Raw genomic sequence first — 19,679 nt, 5'->3', positions numbered from 1 at the left:
TGGTAGTATGGCCGATTCGTCTCGTGTTATGGCGGATGTGATTTCGGCCGCAAGTATGAGTACCTTTATCCAGACGGTGAAATTAGACCATTTGGTCTGGAAGGTGAATATTTACAAAGCGATACGCAGTGGCAAAGAAGGCGAAGAACATAAGTTTGCAGACCATCACCAATGTCGTTTAGGTAAGTGGTATTACGAGGGCGAAGGTCGCGATGATTTCGCCAATTTTTCGCATTTCAAAAAACTCGAAGCCCCGCATACCAAAGTGCATACATCCGGCATTGAAGCCTTGCGCGCGAGTGCAAGAGGAGACAAAGAAACGCTCATTACCATGCTCTCGAATATGGAAAAGGCGAGTATGGAAGTATTTGATTGCTTAAACGGCATTGAGCGCCAAATGCACAGTTAAGTTATCCTCTCGTAGAGTCCTGCATTAAATGGCAAAAGACGGACAGAGTAACGTTTGAATTGAGTGCCGTCTTTTCACTCAACTCGGTGGCTTTAAGAGCCAACTGACTTGTCAATTTGCACCGAAACCGAATGTAATGCAGCTACAAAAGCGTCCTGTGAAATCGGTTTACTGACAACCGCATCAAAACCTATCGCTTTGTAATGCATAATATCGCTTTCAAAAACATTCGCCGTCACGGCAATGATAGGTAAACTTGGTCGCGGCGCTTTAATCGCTTTGCAAGCTTCCGTCCCGTCCATGATAGGCATTTGAATGTCGAGCAAGACAAGATCCACCTCTGCAGTCAGTTTATTGATTGCTTCTTGCCCATTTGCCACTAACGTGGCATCGATACCAACTTTTTGCAGCATTTTGCTGATCACGATTTGGTTTATTGTGTTGTCTTCGGCCACTAACGCGGTAAGACCAGTTAACGGTGCGAATGTCACTTCGTTTGGTTGGACGTTGAGTTCATCCGTTTGCATATGTTTCGGCAGTAAAAAATGAAGGTCTATTTGGGTTCCGACCCCTTCTTGACTTTTGACGTCGATGGTACCCGACATCTCTTCTAGCAATGCTTTGACTATTGGCATGCCAAGCCCTGTTCCCCCTTTGCTTCGCGTGGTTGATGCATCGGCTTGTTCGAATCTTTCAAACATCTTTTGCATTGTCGCCTCACTCATTCCAATACCAGTATCTGCAATGGTTATGTTCACCATTTCGTTTTCAGCATTGTCGGAAACTCGCACAGAAACACGGCCTTCGGGGGTAAATTTAACGGCATTATTCAGCAAATTGAATAATATCTGCTTGATGCGTATTTCGTCGCCCTTGCGTTGCCTGTCGTTTAGTTGAGCGTCAAATTCAAGCATCAAACCATTCTGCCGACATTCCTCCCGAAAAATATGTTCAACCGTTTTCAAGGTTTTATTCAGGTCAAAAGGCTTGATGTCGAGTTCAAGTTTACCCGCTTCCAAATGCGTGAAATCGAGAATGTCATTCACCAAGCTAACCAGTAACTCGCTGCACTGTATTGAAGTATCAATTAAATCAAGGTCTTCTTTTGTGGCAGGCTGTTGTCTAAGTAATTGTAAACTGCCATAAATGCCATTAATTGGGGTTCTAAATTCATGTGACATATTCGCCAGCAGTTGAGATTTCGCATGATTAGCCTGTGTAAGATGCTCCGTTTTTTCTTGCAATTGGTGAATGGTTTTTTCTAGTGATGCTAACAATTCGCCAATGTAATAGTCGGTGGTTTTGTTATGGCGATAAAAAAACACGATAAAAATCAATAAAAACAACAACAACATCGCAAGCAGAAAAGTATATGACCGGATTTTTTCTTCGTTTTCCTTTGATATTGCGCTCTCTTCGACCTTTATCGCGTGTTTCATGGCATTGAATACACCTTGTGCATATTGCGCCTTTAAATCTTCATAGGTTGCATTTATAAGGATGCTTTGCGCGTACTGCGTATGGCCAAGTTTAGCTTGTTCAAAAGCCTCGCTTTCAATCTCAATCAGAGCTTGATTGACTTTCGCCGTCGCTGTGATCGCCTCATTTATTTCTGGATCTAGCTTTTGGGCGCTGGCAAGCGCCTCGTCAAGGCGTGCGGCGTTTGTTTGATAACGAGTTTCCCATGTTGGGGCTTGCGTATAAGTAAACATCCGCGCGGACATGGTTAATACTTCATCATAATAAATGATGTCTTTCGAAATGGTCTGTATTGCTTGTAAATGTTGATTTTGACTATCACGGGCGGCGAGGCTTTGAAATAAAGATGGGAGCAAATAGACAATAGCAAGCAACAGTACTACCAATATAAGCAGTAATTTGGTGCGTAACTTGCGGATCTCACCTAATTGCTTTGACATGCTTCGACCTTGATCACTTTGAAAATGCCATATGGGTGCTTGATAACCTCACCCACGCTTCCTTTTAAATTTAACTTTAGCTGGTTTTTAGAAACTCACCGCTTTTGACAAAGTAAAGCTGAGGCGGATAGTTAATGAGACTCGACAAGCAGCATCATGGCTTATCAATAAAGACGTTTATATGTGGCGAGAATGAGCAGTCGCATCAACATCGTTTGCTTTACTGCTCTTTGTTTTAGACTTGGCGAAACTTATAGTCCCGTCAGTTTTGATAAATGCGTAGCAAGCTGTAGGGCGATTGTTGATTGCGGCGCGTCGATAGTCACTAATGCAGCTTCAAAATCCCCTTTTGAAAAGGTGTTATAGGTGTTGTTTGACAACGCATAAGGCTCACTTGGCATACCTAAGAATGGAAACACCATTCTATCGAGCTTGCCATCATCATCTTCATCATGAACCACACTCACCGCGTACCTTCCTGCTGGTATGTCTTTAAATTGCACTAAAGTAGTTGGAGTTTGAGGAACTACCGCTTTCATGGCGAAGTAACGAGCTCCATTTTTTTTAACGTTATCATCAGCATAGTAGCTTTCGCTATTGTCATGCAATAAAACCAAAAGTTTGCCATCGCTGTTTTGCACGTTTTCGATGCGTACGGTGAGCCTCCGTGGGCTTTCCAGGGTTCGCATTGATACTGGCTGAATTGGTGGACTGGCACCCCATTAATGTCAGCATCGTTGCGGCTAAAACAAGTGTGTGTTTCATCAGATTTCCTTATAACTGGCGTTTAAAAGAGCAAGGCAGTTAAACGATAGTGTTGTTTAAAAAGAATACTGTAAGAATGTGTAAGGAAGCGTGGTTAAATTGTAGAAGCGCACAATCATTCTGGTTTTAAGAATGATTTGCACGAATTATTGAATTTTTCGATTCGTTTTCCGAATGCTATTGTTATCACATCAACACGCTAGAGAGATAGACGTATGAAAGTTTTAACAGCACGCAAAGCCCAAGCCACTCAAGATGGTGCTGGCGTAAAAATAAATCGCATTGCCGGTTTTGATGGTAAAAGCCTCGACCCATTCTTGATGATTGACGAATTAAAATCGGATGATAGCGGCGATTACATGGCCGGATTTCCGGCGCATCCGCATCGCGGCATCGAAACGTTTACCTATATCCGTAAAGGGGGTTTTGAACACCGTGACCAAATGGGTAACGTCAAGGCCATTCGATCTGGCGATGTGCAGTGGATGAGCACAGGACGGGGTGTCGTCCATTCCGAAATGCCGCTTGCCGATGCCGTCGATGGTATGCATGGCTTCCAAATTTGGCTCAATATGCCTGCAAAGGAAAAAATGCGTGCTCCTCGCTACCAGGATTCTGCTGTGACTGGCGTGAAAACGGTGGAAACTGCGCAGGGGGTAGTACTTCGAGCATTGGCTGGAGATTGGCATATTGAAGGTCAAACGGTCAGCGCTCACTTACAAGGCCTCGCTGGTGATGGCGCACTTGCCGATGTTGTTATGCCCGCGAACAGTAAAACGACCCTAGATTTGAGCGAACATGGCAAAGCATTGATTTACATCCACAGCGGCAACTTATTGGACGAACGGTTTGGACAAATGATCCAATTGACGCTTGACCCGACCGAGCCTGTCATTCTTGAAAGTGGTGCTCATGGTGTTGGGTTACTCGTCCTTGCCGGCAACCCGATTAATGAGCGTATCGCCCATATGGGTCCGTTCGTAATGAACACGCAAGAAGAACTACACCAAGCTATTCGCGATTACCAACAAGGTCGCTTTGGCGACATTGTATAAGGAGATTGAAATGGGACTGTTAGTCGATGGGGTGTGGCATGACAAATGGTATGACACATCAAAATCAAATGGTCGATTTGAACGTGAAGCGGCAAAATTGCGAAACTGGGTAACAAACACAGGTGAAGCTGGGCCAAGCGGTGAAGCTGGGTTTAAAGCGGAACAAGGCCGTTATCATTTATATGTTTCGCTTGCTTGTCCTTGGGCACATCGCACCTTGATCATGAGAAAGTTAAAAGGGCTTGAAACGTACATTGATGTGTCCGTAGTAAGCCCAGATATGTTGACTCACGGTTGGAGTTTTGACACGGACGCAATGAGTCTCAGGCGATGCGTTGTACCAGCTGAATTTTTTACATGAATTATACGTAAAAAATGACCCAACCTATTCTGGTCGAGTCACCGTGCCTGTACTTTGGGATACGCACACACAGCGTATTGTGAGTAATGAATCGAGTGAAATCATACGCATGTTTAATACTGCCTTTAATTCTCTGACTCACAACGACGATGACTATTATCCCCAAGCATTACGTACTCAAATTGATGACATTAATGAGTTCATTTACCACAACGTGAACAATGGCGTATACAAAGTCGGCTTCGCAACAACACAAGACGCCTATGAAAACGCATTTGACACGTTGTTTGCAGCGCTTGATACGTTAGACAACGCTCTCTCAACGAAACGGTACTTGCTAGGCAATACACTTACGGAAGCCGACATTCGTCTTTTTACAACACTGGTGCGTTTTGATGCCGTCTACGTTGGGCATTTCAAATGCAATCTGCGTCGTATTGAAGACTATCCCAACTTAAGTGAATATTTGCGTGATATATACCAAGTTGCAGGGGTCGCTGACACCACAGATTTAACGCACATTAAGCGCCACTATTATTTCAGCCATACCCAAATTAACCCAACTCAGGTAGTACCAATTGGGCCAGAGACTCAATCTATCACGACCCCACAATCGTGCATTGCTTGCTCAATAGCAACACAATAAACGCGGTGGAGCTATCCCACCGCCTCTAAAGAATGTCCCGAAAATTCGTATAAAGTTGTTTGTGCTATCAATTTTTCCGAATGCTGTGATTCATTTTTCTCGATGTTAACTCATTAAAAGGTGAACTAAAGTTCAATTCGAACTGAGAACGATTCACATTAGGAAGCACCGATATGAGAACAACGAAGAAACACATGCTGTCTGCTGTAGCGATTATGGTGTCGGTTTTTGCCACACCAAGTTATGCAAGCATGACCAATGAAGCAAAAACCAACCAGTTTTGGTGGCCAGAGCAACTCAACCTAAGCCCACTTCGACAACACGCCGCAGAATCCAATCCGTATGGTACGAATTACAACTACGTTGCCGAATTCAGCAAGTTAAATTTACAGCAAGTAAAACAAGATATTGAAACAACACTTAAAGATTCCAAAGATTGGTGGCCTGCTGATTGGGGTCACTACGGACCGTTAATGATCCGCATGGCATGGCACAGCGCAGGGGTTTATCGAATTCACGATGGTCGCGGTGGTGCGGCTGGCGGTCAACAACGTTTTGATCCGCTTAATAGCTGGCCTGACAACGCGAATTTAGACAAAGCACGTCGTCTGCTTTGGCCTGTAAAGAAAAAGTACGGTAAGAGCCTTTCTTGGGCTGACTTAATGGTCTTAGCTGGTAACGTTGCACTGGAATCTATGGGCTTCGAAACGCTTGGTTTTGCCGGTGGCCGCGCGGATGACTGGGAGCCTGATTTGGTGTATTGGGGTCCTGAGACTGCTTTCTTAAAAGACGAACGCCGTGACAATAAAGGTAAGTTAAAAGGCCCCCTTGCGGCCGTTGAAATGGGCTTGATTTACGTGAACCCTGAAGGCCCACATGGTAAGCCCGACCCATTGCTTGCTGCGCAGGATATTCGAATGTCTTTTGGCCGAATGGCGATGAACGACGACGAAATCGTTGCGTTAATTGCAGGGGGTCATACTTTTGGTAAAGCGCACGGGGCTAAGAAACCGGCCGATTGCACCGGCAAAGAACCCGCAGCCGCTGCAATTGAAGACCAAGGCTTTGGTTGGAAAAACAAATGTGGCAAAGGCCATAGTGAAGACACGACCACAAGTGGTCTTGAAGGTGCGTGGACCGTTACACCAACTCAATGGTCTACTAACTATTTAGATAACCTAATGAATTTCAATTGGGTAATCACGAAAAGTCCAGCCGGTGCTACGCAATGGATCCCAGACAATGCAGCCGCGGCGAACTTAGTACCGGATGCTCACGTAGCGGGTAAACGCCATGCGCCTATCATGTTCACGACAGACTTAGCGTTAAAGTTCGATCCGCAGTTCAAACAAATTGTTGAACGCTTTAGAGCAGATCCAAAAGAGTTCGAACATGCGTTTGCAAAAGCATGGTTCAAATTGACTCATCGCGATATGGGGCCTCGTGCTCGCTACGTCGGTGCGGAAGTACCAAGTGAAGTCTTCTCGTGGCAAGATCCTGTGCCTGTCGCTGACTACAACCCCATTACGGCATCCGATGTAAAAACATTGAAAGCGCAAATATTGAAATCCGGTTTAAGTGTGCCTGAACTTGTCCGAACAGCGTGGGCAGCGGCGTCAAGCCACCGAGTAACGGATATGCGAGGCGGCGCAAATGGTGGTCGTCTACGTTTAGAACCCCAGATCAATTGGGAAGCGAACAACCCAACCGAAGTAAAAAAAGTGTTGGCTGAGCTTGAATCGATACAACAGTCGTTTAATAAGCATGCAGGCAAGAAACACGTTTCTCTTGCTGACCTAATCGTACTTGGTGGCAGCGCAGCGGTGGAGAAAGCCGCAAGCGAAGCCGGCGTGAACGTCATGGTTGATTTTAAACCAGGCCGTACAGACGCAACTCAAGCACAAACCGACATTAACTCCTTTGCGGTTCTTGAGCCAAAGGCAGATGCATTCAGAAACTATTACACCATGGACGCATTTATGTCACCGACAGAAATGTTGGTTGATAAGTCCAACATGCTTGGCCTGACAGTGCCTGAAATGACGGTGTTGCTGGGTGGAATGCGCGCACTCGATGCAAACTACCAAGGCTCTAAAAATGGCGTATTTACGAATAAACCGGGGACGCTAACGAATGACTTCTTCATTAATTTACTCGATATGTCTACGACTTGGAGTAAATCAGCAACGGAAGGGTTATACGAAGGTCACGACCGTAAAACGGGCAAACTCAAGTGGACAGCAACACCTGTTGATTTGATTTTCGGTTCACACTCAGAACTACGCGCAATTGCAGAAGTTTATGCTTCTGATGACGCCAAACAGAAGTTTGTAAATGACTTTGTTGAAGTGTGGGTAAAGGTGATGCGTTTAGACCGCTTCGACCTACGTTAATTCAGTACGTAAAAAGCCTACCTCAACGGGTGTAGGCTTTTCTTTCTGTTCATTTTTTCATTTATTACTCGTCACTTGTCACCACCAGTGGGATGCGTTACCAACTAAACTTCGCGTTAGATTGCCTTGGCCTAGCAAAAATAGAGACTCCGTAGAGATCAGTTTTTTACTAAGTAATGGTCTTTGCGGCTTAATAAAGCGCTTACCTTGTATGATGAAGTACGTCCAAGTTAGTAAAAAAGTGATCTGTATGACCTATTTCTCTCATTTTTAGGTCTACGACACCCCATTTCACCATGGAATACAGAAAAAGTGCCTCCTAAACCATCACCACGTTAGTAAAATTGTGATCTGCGCCACAAAATCCGCTGGTTTTTGAACAAAATTGCCTCCTCACATCGACACAGATCACTTTTTTACTAACCCAACGATCATTTTAGTTAGTAAAAAAGTGATCTATCCTTTCGAACAGGTCTAGAGACACCGTCGTTACTTACTTCTAGCAAGGTTGCAGGTTACATTTGTAACTACGAGAGTAAAGGGTGGAAGAGCAAAACATATAACTTTAGTGTTATTTATCAGTAAGTTAACTTTATTCTACATTGGATCGCTTTTTTACTAACTGGAGAGGCAAAGTTAGTAAAATTTTGTACTGTAAACCCCCTTTACAGTAACTAGTTAAATTCTCTCAATTTTTTTCATGCTATCTGTACGACCCCATGAATACTAGCCAGAGCAAAATTTTACTAACTTAGAACGCTTATCTAGATATGCTGTCACTCCAACGCAAAGCCATTGCACTTTTCCCTCGAATCCATACACTGCTCTTTCAATCCCCAAATCATAATAACAAAGAGAAATTGCATGAAACTTCGTATGACTTTCCTTTCTGCAGCGATTGTTGCTGCGCTTGCTGGATGCAGCCAAGCTCCAGTGGAATCTCAGCAAACAGCAAACGCGACAGCAGAACAAGTACAAACCGTTGAGAACGTATTACTAGAACCATTTAAAGGCCCGTATCAAGGTGTACCACAGTTCGATAAAATGGATTTGAACCTACTCAAACCTGCACTTGAAATGGCGATGGCGGAAAACTTAACTGAAATCGACAAAATCGCGAATAACAGTGAAGCGCCTAATTTTGAAAACACCATTGCCGAATTAGAGCGTGCAGGTAAAACGCTGGAGCGCGTTTTTACCTACTATGGTATTTGGTCTTCAAACGTATCTAGCCCTGAATTCCGTCAAATTCAAGGCGAAATGGCCCCTAAACTCGCGGCATTTAATTCTAAAATCACGCAAAATGAAAAGCTGTTCTCACGCATTAAAACGGTTTACGAAAGTGACGAGTTCAAGTCGCTAACGCCAGAGCAACAACGCGTCACTTGGCTAACTTATAACGGCTATGCGCGTAACGGTGCAACGCTGCAAGGCGACGCTAAGAAGCGTTATGCTGAAATAAACCAAGAACTTGCGACACTGCATGCGAAATTCTCGAGCAACGTGTTAGCGGATGAAGAAAACTACGTTGTTTATTTAACAAAAGAGCAGTTAGCAGGCCTACCTGAATCATTTATCGAATCCGCAGCGGCAGCAGCAACTGAGCGTGAACACGCGGGTATGTACGCGATTACCAATTCACGTTCTTCGATGGATCCGTTTTTAACCTACTCAACTGAGCGTGAACTGCGCGAAAAAGTATGGCGCAATTACTACGACCGAGGTAACAACGGAGATGAATTTGATAACAATGCCGTTATTAAACAAATCCTTACTCTTCGTAATGAACGCGTTAAGTTACTCGGCTATGAGAACTATGCACAGTGGCGTTTAGAAGATCGTATGGCAAAAACACCCGAAAATGCGATGGGTCTGATGAACAAAGTCTGGCCAGCCGCCATTGCTCGCGTAAAAGAGGAAGTCGCTGATATGCAAGCGATTGCCGACAAAGAAGGTGCAAACATTAAGATTGAACCGTGGGACTACCGTTTCTATTCAGAGAAAGTGCGTAAGGATAAATACGATCTCGATTCAAATGAAGTGAAGCAATACCTGCAGCTAGATAAATTACGCGAAGCGATGTTCTATGTTGCTGGTCGCCTATTTAACTTTGAATTTACTGAAGTGCCTGCAGGTAAAGTTCCTGTCTTCCACGAAGACGTAAAAGTATGGGAAGTGAAAGACAAAACCACAGGTAAACACATTGGTCTTTGGTATCTTGATCCATTCGCACGAAAAGGCAAACGTTCTGGCGCGTGGGCGACCACCTACCGCAGTTACACCACGTTTGATGGTGAAACCAATGTGTTGAGTTCAAACAATTCTAACTTCGTGAAAGGCGCAGAAGGAAAACCAACCTTGATTTCTTGGTCAGATGCGGAAACGTACTTCCATGAATTTGGTCACGCACTTCACTTCTTGTCAGCAGACGTCGTTTACCCAACTTCACACTCAGGCGTTCGAGACTATACGGAATTCCAATCTCAGTTGCTTGAGCGTTGGTTGTTAACGGATGAAGTGATCAGCCAATTCTTGGTTCACCATGAAACGGGCAAACCAATGCCGGCTGAACTAGTTCAAAAAATTAAGAACTCAGCAACGTTCAACCAAGGTTTTGGTACAACGGAATACATGGCATCTGCAATCATGGACTTGCTGTACCACACAACCGATCCTGCGAAGATTGAACCACAGAAATTTGAGAAAGAGCAGTTAACGAAACTCGGTATGCCAAGTGAAGTTGTCATGCGTCATCGCAGCACACACTTCGGCCATATTTTCTCAGGCGAAGGGTACTCAGCGGGCTATTACGGTTATTTGTGGGCAGAAGTACTTACGTCTGATGCGGCAGAGGCCTTTGCAAGTGCGCCAGGTGGTTTCTATGACAAAGACGTATCGGCTCGTCTTGTAAAGTATCTATTCTCAGTACGTAACGCGATGGATCCTGCAGAAGCGTATCGCTTATTCCGCGGCCGTGATGCAGAAGTAAATGCGTTAATGCGTGACCGTGGTTTTCCTGTAACGGAATAATAGACGGCGTAAGGTGTGCCACGTCACACCGTTTTCGCAACGTTAAAAAAAGCGGTGCTTGATTGAATCAAGCACCGCTTTTCATTTCTCATTTACAATTTGCCTACCAACACGTGTTTAGTTCATGCCAATTCAATCAAACAAATATTCCGCGTGAAAACGCAAATGGTCTTCAATAAAACTCGCAATAAAGTAATAGCTGTGGTCATAACCTGCGTGCAAGCGTAACTCAAATCGACCGCTGTACGACTCGGCTGCCGCCTCCAGCGCCAAGGGTTTGAGCTGCTCAATCAAGAATGGATCGGATTCACCTTGGTCAACTAAGATGGGCGTTTCACCCGTTGATTGTGACAGCAAAATGCTGGCGTCATGCTCTTTCCAACGCGTTACGTTATTCCCAAAATAGGCAGTGAATGCTTTTTGTCCCCACGGACATTGCGTAGGATTACTAATTGGACTGAACGCAGAAATAGAACGGTATTGCTGTGTGTTTTTAAGTCCAAGCGTTAACGCACCGTGCCCACCCATACTATGCCCTGAAATAGATGCGACCTCAGACACAGGAAAATGCGTTTGGATAAGCGATGGCAGTTCCTTCGTCACGTAATCATACATGTGGAAATGTTCAGACCATGGCGCTTGTGTCGCGTTGACGTAAAACCCTGCACCTTGTCCAAGATCATAGCCGTCATCGTTTGCAACCGCATCACCACGGGGACTGGTGTCCATCGCTACAATCGCGATACCTAGCTCAGCAGCCACACGAAAAGCCCCAGCTTTTTGCATAAAATTTTCATCTGTGCACGTCAGTCCAGACAACCAATACAATACTGGAACTTTGTTTGCGTCTGATGCTTGAGGTGGTAAAAATATGGCAAAACGCATTGCACAATTAAGCACATTGGAGTGATGGGTATATTGTTTATGCCAACCACCAAACACCTTGTTTTGACTTACATTTTCTATTGTCATTGTAACCTCAACACGCAGACGACCATGGCCGCTGCAATTTATCCATAAGTAAATTGAGTTATTTATCCATATGTACGACAGAGCGGATACTCTTACCTTCATGCATTAAGTCGAATGCGGTGTTCACCTCGTCTAGACTCATTGTGTGCGTTATGAACTCTTGCAAGCCGAATTCACCAGCTAAATAACGCTCAACAATTTCTGGCAACTCAGTACGGCCTTTCACTCCACCAAATGCAGAACCTCGCCAAACTCGACCTGTCACTAATTGGAAGGGACGCGTTGCAATTTCTTGACCTGCACCCGCAACACCGATGATCACAGACTCACCCCACCCTTTATGGCAACATTCCAGCGCTTGACGCATAACGTTTACGTTACCGATACACTCGAACGAGAAGTCGACACCACCGTCGGTCATTTCAATGATTACGTCTTGGATTGGTTTATCAAATTTTTGTGGGTTAATGACATCCGTCGCACCTAGCTGTTTCGCTAAATCAAATTTACTTTCATTTATATCGACACCAATAATACGACTTGCACCCGCCATGCGTGCACCAATGATTGCAGATAAGCCGATACCACCAAGGCCAAAAATCGCCACCGTGTCACCTGCTTTTACCTTCGCCGTATTTAGTACCGCGCCCATGCCAGTTGTAACACCACAACCTAGCAAGCATACCTCTTCGAGTGGCGCTGCTTTGTTGATTTTTGCCAACGAGATTTCAGGTAAAACAGTATATTCCGAAAAAGTCGAACAACCCATGTAGTGATAAATAGGTTGGCCGTCTTTGTAGAAACGAGTCGTGCCATCTGGCATCAACCCTTTTCCTTGAGTTGCACGTACCGCTTGGCATAAGTTGGTTTTACCCGATTTACAGAACTTACATTCGCGACACTCTGCGGTATAAAGAGGAATAACGTGGTCGCCAACTGCCACACTCGTGACGCCTTCACCCACCATTTCAACCACGCCACCACCTTCGTGTCCTAAAATAGAAGGAAATACACCTTCTGGGTCTTCACCAGACAGCGTGAATGCATCGGTATGGCAAACCCCTGTGGCGACGATACGAACTAACACTTCACCTTTTTTCGGTAGTTGTACGTCCACTTCTTCCATTTTAAGTGGTTCACCAGCGGCCCATGCGACGGCCGCTTTTGATTTAATAAACTGTTGTCCAGGTTCAAGATGTAATGCCATTACGGTTTCCTTCTACCAATAAGAATATTTATGCTATCAAGTATAGCTATTTCACATTTATTGATAATATGGCTAAATTGAAAATTATTTTTACGTATACGTAATAATGGCATGTTGAAATGGCAAATTGGGAAGGTGTGAGTGAATTTGTTGCGGTGGCGGAATCAAACAGTTTTACGCAAGCAGCAAAGAAATTAAATACGTCTGTAGCTCAAATAAGCCGCAAAGTTGGAATGTTAGAAGAACGACTCGCCGTGAAGCTTTTGAATCGTACCACGCGAAAAGTTACGCCAACCGAAGCTGGCATGCTTTACTACCAAAAATGTAAACACTTAGTCGATGGTCTTGAACTTGCTGAACTCGCAGTTACCCAAATGCAAACTGCGCCAAAGGGACTAGTTAAAATCACGGCGCCCGTGACGTATGGTGAAAAACACCTTGCGCCGCTACTCAACCAATTTCTACAACTTCATCCTCAAGTAGATCTCGAGCTTATCTTAACCAATCAACGTCTTGATTTAATCGAATCAGGTATTGATATCGCCGTACGACTGGGCAAACTTGCTGATTCCAGCTTAATCGCCAAACGCCTATCAAGCCGGCAATTATATGTTTGTGCAAGCCCTGATTACCTCGCGCAATATGGGGAGCCGCATACGCTGTCGGAATTGGCACATCACCAATGCTTAAGTGGCACAATTGATTATTGGCGTTTTGATGAAGCAGGGAAAGAGAAATCAATGCGCATTTCTGGCCGAATAAAGTGCAACAGTGGGTTCGCACTACGCGATGCCGCAATTCGTGGCTTAGGCCTAATCCAATTACCTGACTATTATATTCAAGACGATTTAGATAATGGTCAATTGATCGAGATTTTGCGCCCTTACCGCGCAAAACTAGAGGGGATTTGGGCACTGTACCCTGAAAACCGCAACCTTTCGCCAAAAGTCCGTTTGCTCATTGATTTTTTAGCAGAGCAATTACGCAACGAGGGACTCAGAGTTTCGCGATGATATTCCCTGAATCAACATTCATTTACTGGTCATTCATCGCTCAACGCGGTTCTATTTTAAATCACTCTGTGGTACGTTTCTGAAAACGGTCAAACAATAATAAAGAGAAATAATGAGATCGCTCCAACCTTTAACCATTGGCTTACTGTTTAGCCTAACTAGTCTGAATGTTTACGCACAAAAGAATGTTGGCTGGGAAGCCATGGTAGACTTAGCTTCCCAGTTCAGTAATCGTGTTGGCGGTACGGAAGAAGAAGCAAAAGCAGCTCAGTGGCTAGTAGAACAATACCAACAACTTGGCTATCAAGCCCAAGTAGACGAATTTCAATTCCAGCTCGGTGAAAAAACACTCACAACGCGCAACCTTGAAGTCGAAATAAAAGGTAAATCAGAAGATGTGCTTATCATCGGCGCTCACTATGATTCCGTGCCGAGTCGTGAAGGCTCAAGTGGCTTTACTGATAACGCCTCAGGTGCTGCAACGTTAATCGGAATAGCACATAATTTGGTCGGGAAAACACCCCACTATACGATTCGATTGGTTTCGTTTGGCGCCGAAGAAATGGGGTTGCATGGCTCTATTCATTACGTAAGTGCCAAGCAGGCAAGCCTTGGAAAAGTCGTCGGGATGATAAACCTTGATACTGTCATTGGCGGTGACAACCTTTATATCCATAGCGCACACACCGTACCTTACGCCTGTGATCGTTATAATGGTAGCGAGTTCAATTCGAGTAAATCACTCAGAGATACATTGCTTGTCGACGCGGCGAATATTAAAACCATCCAGTATGACTTACATCCCAAAACGGCAGATTATCCAGAAGGCGAAACCGGTGAATGGTCCGATCATGCTCCATTTGCTTGTAATGGCATTCCAACGGCCTACATCGAAGCCACCAACTTTACGCTTTATGGTAAAGATGGCTATGACGGCTATTCGCAAACGGCTGAGGCTAAGTTTTGGACGTGTTATGACAAAGCCACACTCGGTGCTTGTGACAGAAATGAAGAAAAGAAATGGGGCCAAATTTGGCACACACCATACGATTCGCATGCCCAAATGGTTGGTGATCTAAAAGAAAAAATCGCGCTCCAATTTGATGCAAACGTCGAATTACTATCAAACTACGTCATTAAGAAATCACTCTAGCCGTGATCGCATGCAGGAGAGTATGAAGATAAAAGAAGACTCTCCTGCAAAGCACATGCTACTTCACTCAATCCACCAGCGAAAGGGTGAGTTCAGCAGCCGAAACTTCTTTGCATCCACGCGTATTTTGACCACACCACAAGGGTGAAAAGTCGTCTAGCCCTCGTTGTTCAGCAAGGCTACGAAGCTGAGCCATTTCAATCGATGCATAGGGGAACGACGGCGCAAGTTCACTCATATAACCTAGCTCAATCATTGCTCTATTCACAATGCCTCGAGCGGGTTTCCCAGAGAAAACATTCGTAAGTGCAGTATGTGATGCTCTTGAACTTTTTATAGCCGTTCTATGCAAATCAGAAGTGAGTGCTTCTTTGCATAGCAAATAAGCCGTGCCAACTTGTACGGCTGACGCACCTAAAGCGAATGCCGATTTAACCGTGTTACGGTCCACAATACCACCAGCGGCAATCACAGGAACACTGACTTTATCGACAATTTGCGAGACAAGGCAAGCCATACTGAGCTGTGTTGTAATGTCATTAGTCAAGAACATCCCTCGATGCCCTCCCCCTTCGTTGCCCTGCGCGATGATCCCATCGACACCGTTTTCGTCTAACCATAAGGCTTCTTCTACGGTCGTCGCGGATGACACCACTTTTGCCCCCCACGCTTTCACGCGCTTGAGAAGACTCGGTTCTGGCAAACCAAAATGAAAACTGATAAACGGAGGAGCAAATGCCTCAATGGCATCTGCCACTTCATGACTGAAGGGAACACGACTACTGCCTTTCTTGCTTTCATCAAATTCGCTATCTAACTCACTGAAAAAAGGGCGTAACCGTGTTTGCCACTGTTTTTGTCTGAGTTCGTCAAATGGTTGCACGGTATGACAAAAGAAGTTCAAATTGTAAGGCTTATTTGTGTTGGCCCGCATAAGCTCGAGTTCGCTGATTATTTGTTCCGTGCTTAACATGCCACAAGGGAGCGAACCTAAACCGCCTGCGTTTGATACCGCAATGGCTAGGGCGCTGTTTTGTACACCCGCCATTGGCGCTTGGATCACGGGTAACTCCGTACCGAGTAAGGTTTTGAAATTGTTATCCATATTAATCCTTTAATGATGAAGACTGCGGCAAGGTGCAGTCATTTAGGACCAATGTACTCCGTTTCGCTGTCTATTTACAGACGATTTATTGTGTAGAAAGATTAATCCACTGTCGCAATTGCAGCTTCGATACGCGACTCGCACAGAGACGTGCCTGGTAAGGTAGCACAATAGTCACTTGCGGCAGCGAGCGTTGTTGATTGATTCTGTCTACTCTGTAATCGACTTTCGAGCGACGTACGCTCCGTTGCATCGTCTGTGACCGCCACAAATGCAGACAATCGCTCAATTTCATCCCACACCAGATCTTGGTATCCACGCAAACGAGCTGACAGTTCTTTATATCGAGTAGGGATTGCTATTGTCCCAGCATTTGCTAAATCGTAGTGTCCAGAATCTTCATAACGTTCTACATCGTATTTAATCACGTTAAGGTGTTGATCCGTTAAATCACGGCCATAATCGCCACCATCAAGTAAATACCCAAACAGTTCATCGGCGAACGCCATACACGGTTCAAGGTTGTCGGTTTTGCAGTGCATAGGGCCATGTTGTGTGAGTTGAGCCAACTTCGGGGTCATTCCGCCATCCGTGTTGACTTGAATGGTGTACACCGCGTTTTTCGTTGCTTCTAAAAACTCTTTCGTTTTCGTTATCGTTTTTTTGAAAAACAGTACCTTAATTTTAATTTTAGTCTGGAACCATTCGTATTCTTCACGCGTTTTAAAATGAAGTTTAGCTGACACATACAGCTTTGATCCCAATCGAATATTGTGAATAAAGCTATTCCCACAGCGATTTCTTGCTTGTAAAGGATCGTGCTTAAGTAGGTCGCTAAACGCAGGCTTAACCGTTCGGTTTTCGAAATTATAACTGCCTTTTTCATAGCCAAGTTCGATCACTGACGCTGCACTATTTCGATTCTCGGTCACGCGGCGACGCATTGAAAACTTCACCGAACCACCGAATATCACTAAGTTAATTCCGCCTTGGACGCTTCCTGCAATGGTATTTATCATGGTATTTGAGTCAAACGCACCTCGATAACTCAATTCGCCCATACTTCCGCCTTGGAACACCCAATCTCCATCCAGACACGCTTCTTTCGTAATGCCGTTTTCTAGCTCAAATCCTTGTCCAAGTTGCTCATTTTGAGTACCGAGCGAATAGAAAGATTGACCCCAAGCAAAGGGTTGAATAAACAAAAGCAGAAAAAGGGCTGCGACGTGTGTTTTATACATAAATGACCTCAAAGCTTCGAAAAGGGGAGGTTTCCCTCCCGCTTTTGATTAGTTGTCGAAAGACGTACCGTAGGTAGGAAGTGCGGTTTTACATGGGAGCCAAACCATCAAGCCTTTTGCTGGTTCATCTGGGTCTACGAACGTAGGAGCTCAACCCAAATTGCGATAACCTAAAGACGTGTTGTTGTCTTCAACACCGAAGTTTGCCGTCGCCTCACGCGCATTTTCACACTTAAAATATTGCGTCATGTTGTCAGCAGGAATGTTCAAATCGGCAAGGCTATAGTCCACGATACAATTTACGCCACTTGTGCCGCAGGTTGCTAAATAATCATTCCAACTATCCGTACAAGCTGTGCCATAGGGGTTGTCACGACAAATGCGCGCCTGCTCTTCATAAATCCAAGCATTGCCGTAGGCTGCGTCTTTTACACGTTCTGCTTTTAAACGCTGCGCTTCTGTCATCCAACTTGCGTATTGTGCAAGTACGCCGCGAGCACGATATTCATGGTTTACTGACTTTTTAAATTGGTCTTCAAGCCAAAGTGTGCGGTACGTAGTTTCAAAACGAATGTCACGGTTGCCGGAGTCAAGGCGACGTACATCTAATGAACTCACTTCATAAGGTGTCGCTTTGTAACGAACCACGTTGTAGTCCGAAAGACTGTTAAACTGCGCGCCAAAATCGTTTTTCGCGTAGTTCACCGCTTGCTCGAACAAAGTAAAACAAGGTTTGTAGTTATCAAGCGAACAGGTAATGATGTTGTTCGGAATGATGTTCAGCAATTGTTTTGGGTCACCACCTTTTTGCAATGCGCGAACTGTAATACGCACGCTTTTCTTGAGGTCTTCGTCGATGTAGTTCAGCTTGCCATCGACTTTAATGCCGATGTTACCAGCACCGTAACTTACGCCCAAATAGCCACCAATTTCACTCTTATGTTGCTCACTTAAGTATTCAATTTTCATGTTGATAAGCAACTGTGCCCCATACTCAATTTCTGAGATGAACGCATCCCCTGCCATCGACATCAATTTACTTTGATACTCGTTCGCCAAAGTGTTGCCAGACGGCGTTAACGTAAAGCCCGCGTTTGCATCTAAAGGTTGCAACACTCGCTTTTTCGGCGTAAGTGATGCTTGAAACGTATAAGTATTAGAGAACTCGGTAGAGGCCATTTCCTTTGCTAAATGTCCACCTGCACTGACACGAATAACAGGAAAACCTACATCGACATCCACGTTACCGTTTAATTGGCTTAACACTTCGTCGTAACTACCATTGTTCACTAGTTCAAATTGAACACGCGTGTTACCCATGGTTTCTGACACTTTACCGGCAACAGTTTGGACATTTAAAAACAGTTTTTTGTCACTGTTGTACGCTGTACCGAGCACGACGTGGTCGTTCATTAACCCTGGTATTTCACTTTGGAATGTATTCAGTGATTGCGCCTTTTGCAGTAGCTTCACTTCATTGTTGTCATCCGACATTGCGAAGACTGAGCTGCTTGCTGCTAGGGCAAGCAAAATCGTACTTGTCGTCTTTTTCATGTTCTTACCCTCTATTTCAAATAAAGGAGGTAATCTTCTACCTCACCCGAATCAATTTCTTTACACGCGTCATTGTTACCGCCTAAGTAATCCATCGTAACGCGCATTTTGGTGACACCTGCTTTGGCACCCGCTGGCGCTTTTACTTGGATAGTGAGCGGCTGTTCAGAAACGCCCGCGAAAATCGATTCACCAGTATCTTTGAAATCGCCATCGAGGTTCCAATCAATAAACACGTGCCATGTTTCTGGATAGGTTTCTTCTGTCGCGAAACCAGGAGTGAGAGTAAGTTCATAACTGCGGTCACGGTACAAACGCGCCGTTTCACCTACATAGTTACTGTAAAATGTGTTCGTCGAGCTATTTTCAAGGCCTGCAAACGTGACTTTCTTGATGTGTTCGTAATCGCGTTCACGCGACTTCGTTGGGCAGTAAGTTGGAATAGCAGGAGAAATCATCATTGCACTAATGCGGTAATCCGATGGGATCTGATTACAGCTATCAGTGGGGCTTTTGCCTGCAAACCAGTTTTTTGGATTCATTTGTTCCTCATCACCAAAAGTGATGTAGCGAGCATCCGAACGCAATTGCCCATTTTTATACAGCAATGCTTTTTTTAGGTTTGCGATTTTTTCTTCGTTTGGAATTGGATTGGATGGGTCAAACACGTTATCCGCGACTTCAATCAGTAGTCCCGGGTAACACTTCTCCAACCATTGGTAGCGGCCAAGCGCTTGTGATGGTGACAAAATATCGCGTGATTCAAACACCGTGTCTGTCGCGAAGGCGTTTGGCGTAATAGTAGCTGCAAGCATTGCAACGGTTACGCCGGATAATAATGGCTTCAACATGTGCT

At 44.8% G+C, this 19,679-nt stretch carries 15 protein-coding genes and 1 pseudogene; 7 read left to right on the top strand and 9 right to left on the bottom strand.

Translation table 11 applies throughout. The features are described from left to right. Positions 1 to 7: 7 nt before the first annotated feature. Positions 8 to 409 (top strand): CZB domain-containing protein, encoded by a 402-nt coding sequence (locus tag J5O05_RS22960; protein WP_425281530.1) that lies wholly within the window; start codon positions 8 to 10, stop codon positions 407 to 409. Positions 410 to 501: 92 nt separating this feature from the next. Here J5O05_RS22960 and J5O05_RS21280 read toward each other — a convergent pair whose 3' ends face one another. The 3 genes from J5O05_RS21280 to J5O05_RS22240 all read right to left on the bottom strand — a co-directional run bounded on the left by J5O05_RS21280 (position 502) and on the right by J5O05_RS22240 (position 3,093). Next, positions 502 to 2,328 carry an ATP-binding protein gene (locus J5O05_RS21280; protein WP_208844922.1) on the bottom strand — a complete coding sequence of 609 codons (1,827 nt, stop codon included), beginning with the start codon at positions 2,326 to 2,328 and terminating at the stop codon, positions 502 to 504. A gap of 251 nt (positions 2,329 to 2,579) precedes the next feature. Next, positions 2,580 to 2,945: a DUF2141 domain-containing protein gene (locus J5O05_RS21275; RefSeq protein ID WP_244370138.1), complete on the bottom strand. Its 366-nt coding sequence runs from the start codon at positions 2,943 to 2,945 to the stop codon at positions 2,580 to 2,582. Further along, on the bottom strand, positions 2,929 to 3,093 hold the full coding sequence (locus J5O05_RS22240) for a putative periplasmic lipoprotein (protein WP_244370137.1): 165 nt from the start codon (positions 3,091 to 3,093) through the stop codon (positions 2,929 to 2,931). The genes J5O05_RS21275 and J5O05_RS22240 overlap by 17 nt, the downstream gene beginning before the upstream one ends. A gap of 215 nt (positions 3,094 to 3,308) precedes the next feature. On the opposite strand from J5O05_RS22240, the gene J5O05_RS21270 reads away from it, so the two are divergent. The 4 genes and pseudogenes from J5O05_RS21270 to J5O05_RS21255 all read left to right on the top strand — a co-directional run bounded on the left by J5O05_RS21270 (position 3,309) and on the right by J5O05_RS21255 (position 10,578). Further along, positions 3,309 to 4,148: a pirin family protein gene (locus tag J5O05_RS21270; protein WP_208844921.1), complete on the top strand. Its 840-nt coding sequence runs from the start codon at positions 3,309 to 3,311 to the stop codon at positions 4,146 to 4,148. 10 nt (positions 4,149 to 4,158) lie between these two features. Continuing rightward, positions 4,159 to 5,144 (top strand): annotated as a pseudogene (locus tag J5O05_RS21265) (glutathione S-transferase family protein). A gap of 184 nt (positions 5,145 to 5,328) precedes the next feature. Then, positions 5,329 to 7,548, top strand: coding sequence for a catalase/peroxidase HPI (katG, locus tag J5O05_RS21260; RefSeq protein WP_244370136.1), 2,220 nt, complete (start codon positions 5,329 to 5,331; stop codon positions 7,546 to 7,548). Positions 7,549 to 8,412: 864 nt separating this feature from the next. Then, entirely contained in the window at positions 8,413 to 10,578 is a 2,166-nt protein-coding gene (locus J5O05_RS21255; RefSeq protein WP_208844920.1) for a M3 family metallopeptidase, read from the top strand. A gap of 132 nt (positions 10,579 to 10,710) precedes the next feature. Here J5O05_RS21255 and fghA read toward each other — a convergent pair whose 3' ends face one another. Then, positions 10,711 to 11,550, bottom strand: coding sequence for an S-formylglutathione hydrolase (gene fghA / locus J5O05_RS21250; RefSeq protein WP_208844919.1), 840 nt, complete (start codon positions 11,548 to 11,550; stop codon positions 10,711 to 10,713). A gap of 58 nt (positions 11,551 to 11,608) precedes the next feature. Next, positions 11,609 to 12,757 carry an S-(hydroxymethyl)glutathione dehydrogenase/class III alcohol dehydrogenase gene (locus tag J5O05_RS21245; RefSeq protein ID WP_208844918.1) on the bottom strand — a complete coding sequence of 383 codons (1,149 nt, stop codon included), beginning with the start codon at positions 12,755 to 12,757 and terminating at the stop codon, positions 11,609 to 11,611. Positions 12,758 to 12,876: 119 nt separating this feature from the next. Here J5O05_RS21245 and J5O05_RS21240 point away from each other — a divergent pair, with 119 nt between their 5' ends. Both J5O05_RS21240 and J5O05_RS21235 read left to right on the top strand, forming a co-directional pair. Beyond that, positions 12,877 to 13,770 (top strand): LysR family transcriptional regulator, encoded by an 894-nt coding sequence (locus J5O05_RS21240; RefSeq protein WP_208844917.1) that lies wholly within the window; start codon positions 12,877 to 12,879, stop codon positions 13,768 to 13,770. Positions 13,771 to 13,882: 112 nt separating this feature from the next. Beyond that, on the top strand, positions 13,883 to 14,923 hold the full coding sequence (locus tag J5O05_RS21235; RefSeq protein WP_208844916.1) for a M28 family metallopeptidase: 1,041 nt from the start codon (positions 13,883 to 13,885) through the stop codon (positions 14,921 to 14,923). Between the two features lie 67 nt (positions 14,924 to 14,990). Here the strand turns inward: J5O05_RS21235 and J5O05_RS21230 are convergent, their stop codons facing one another. The 4 genes from J5O05_RS21230 to J5O05_RS21215 form a co-directional block, all read right to left on the bottom strand. After that, positions 14,991 to 16,028 (bottom strand): NAD(P)H-dependent flavin oxidoreductase, encoded by a 1,038-nt coding sequence (locus J5O05_RS21230; RefSeq protein ID WP_208844915.1) that lies wholly within the window; start codon positions 16,026 to 16,028, stop codon positions 14,991 to 14,993. Positions 16,029 to 16,129: 101 nt separating this feature from the next. Further along, complete coding sequence (locus tag J5O05_RS21225; RefSeq protein WP_244370135.1) at positions 16,130 to 17,269, bottom strand: hypothetical protein; 1,140 nt, start codon at positions 17,267 to 17,269, stop codon at positions 16,130 to 16,132. A 150-nt stretch (positions 17,270 to 17,419) separates the two neighbouring features. Continuing rightward, positions 17,420 to 18,823 (bottom strand): hypothetical protein, encoded by a 1,404-nt coding sequence (locus tag J5O05_RS21220; RefSeq protein ID WP_244370134.1) that lies wholly within the window; start codon positions 18,821 to 18,823, stop codon positions 17,420 to 17,422. An 11-nt stretch (positions 18,824 to 18,834) separates the two neighbouring features. After that, entirely contained in the window at positions 18,835 to 19,674 is an 840-nt protein-coding gene (locus tag J5O05_RS21215; RefSeq protein WP_208844914.1) for a GEVED domain-containing protein, read from the bottom strand. Between the last annotated feature and the right edge of the window lie 5 nt (positions 19,675 to 19,679).

It is taken from the genome of Pseudoalteromonas xiamenensis (assembly GCF_017638925.1).
Classification (GTDB): domain Bacteria; phylum Pseudomonadota; class Gammaproteobacteria; order Enterobacterales; family Alteromonadaceae; genus Pseudoalteromonas; species Pseudoalteromonas xiamenensis.
This window is presented reverse-complemented; position numbering and strand designations above follow the sequence as displayed.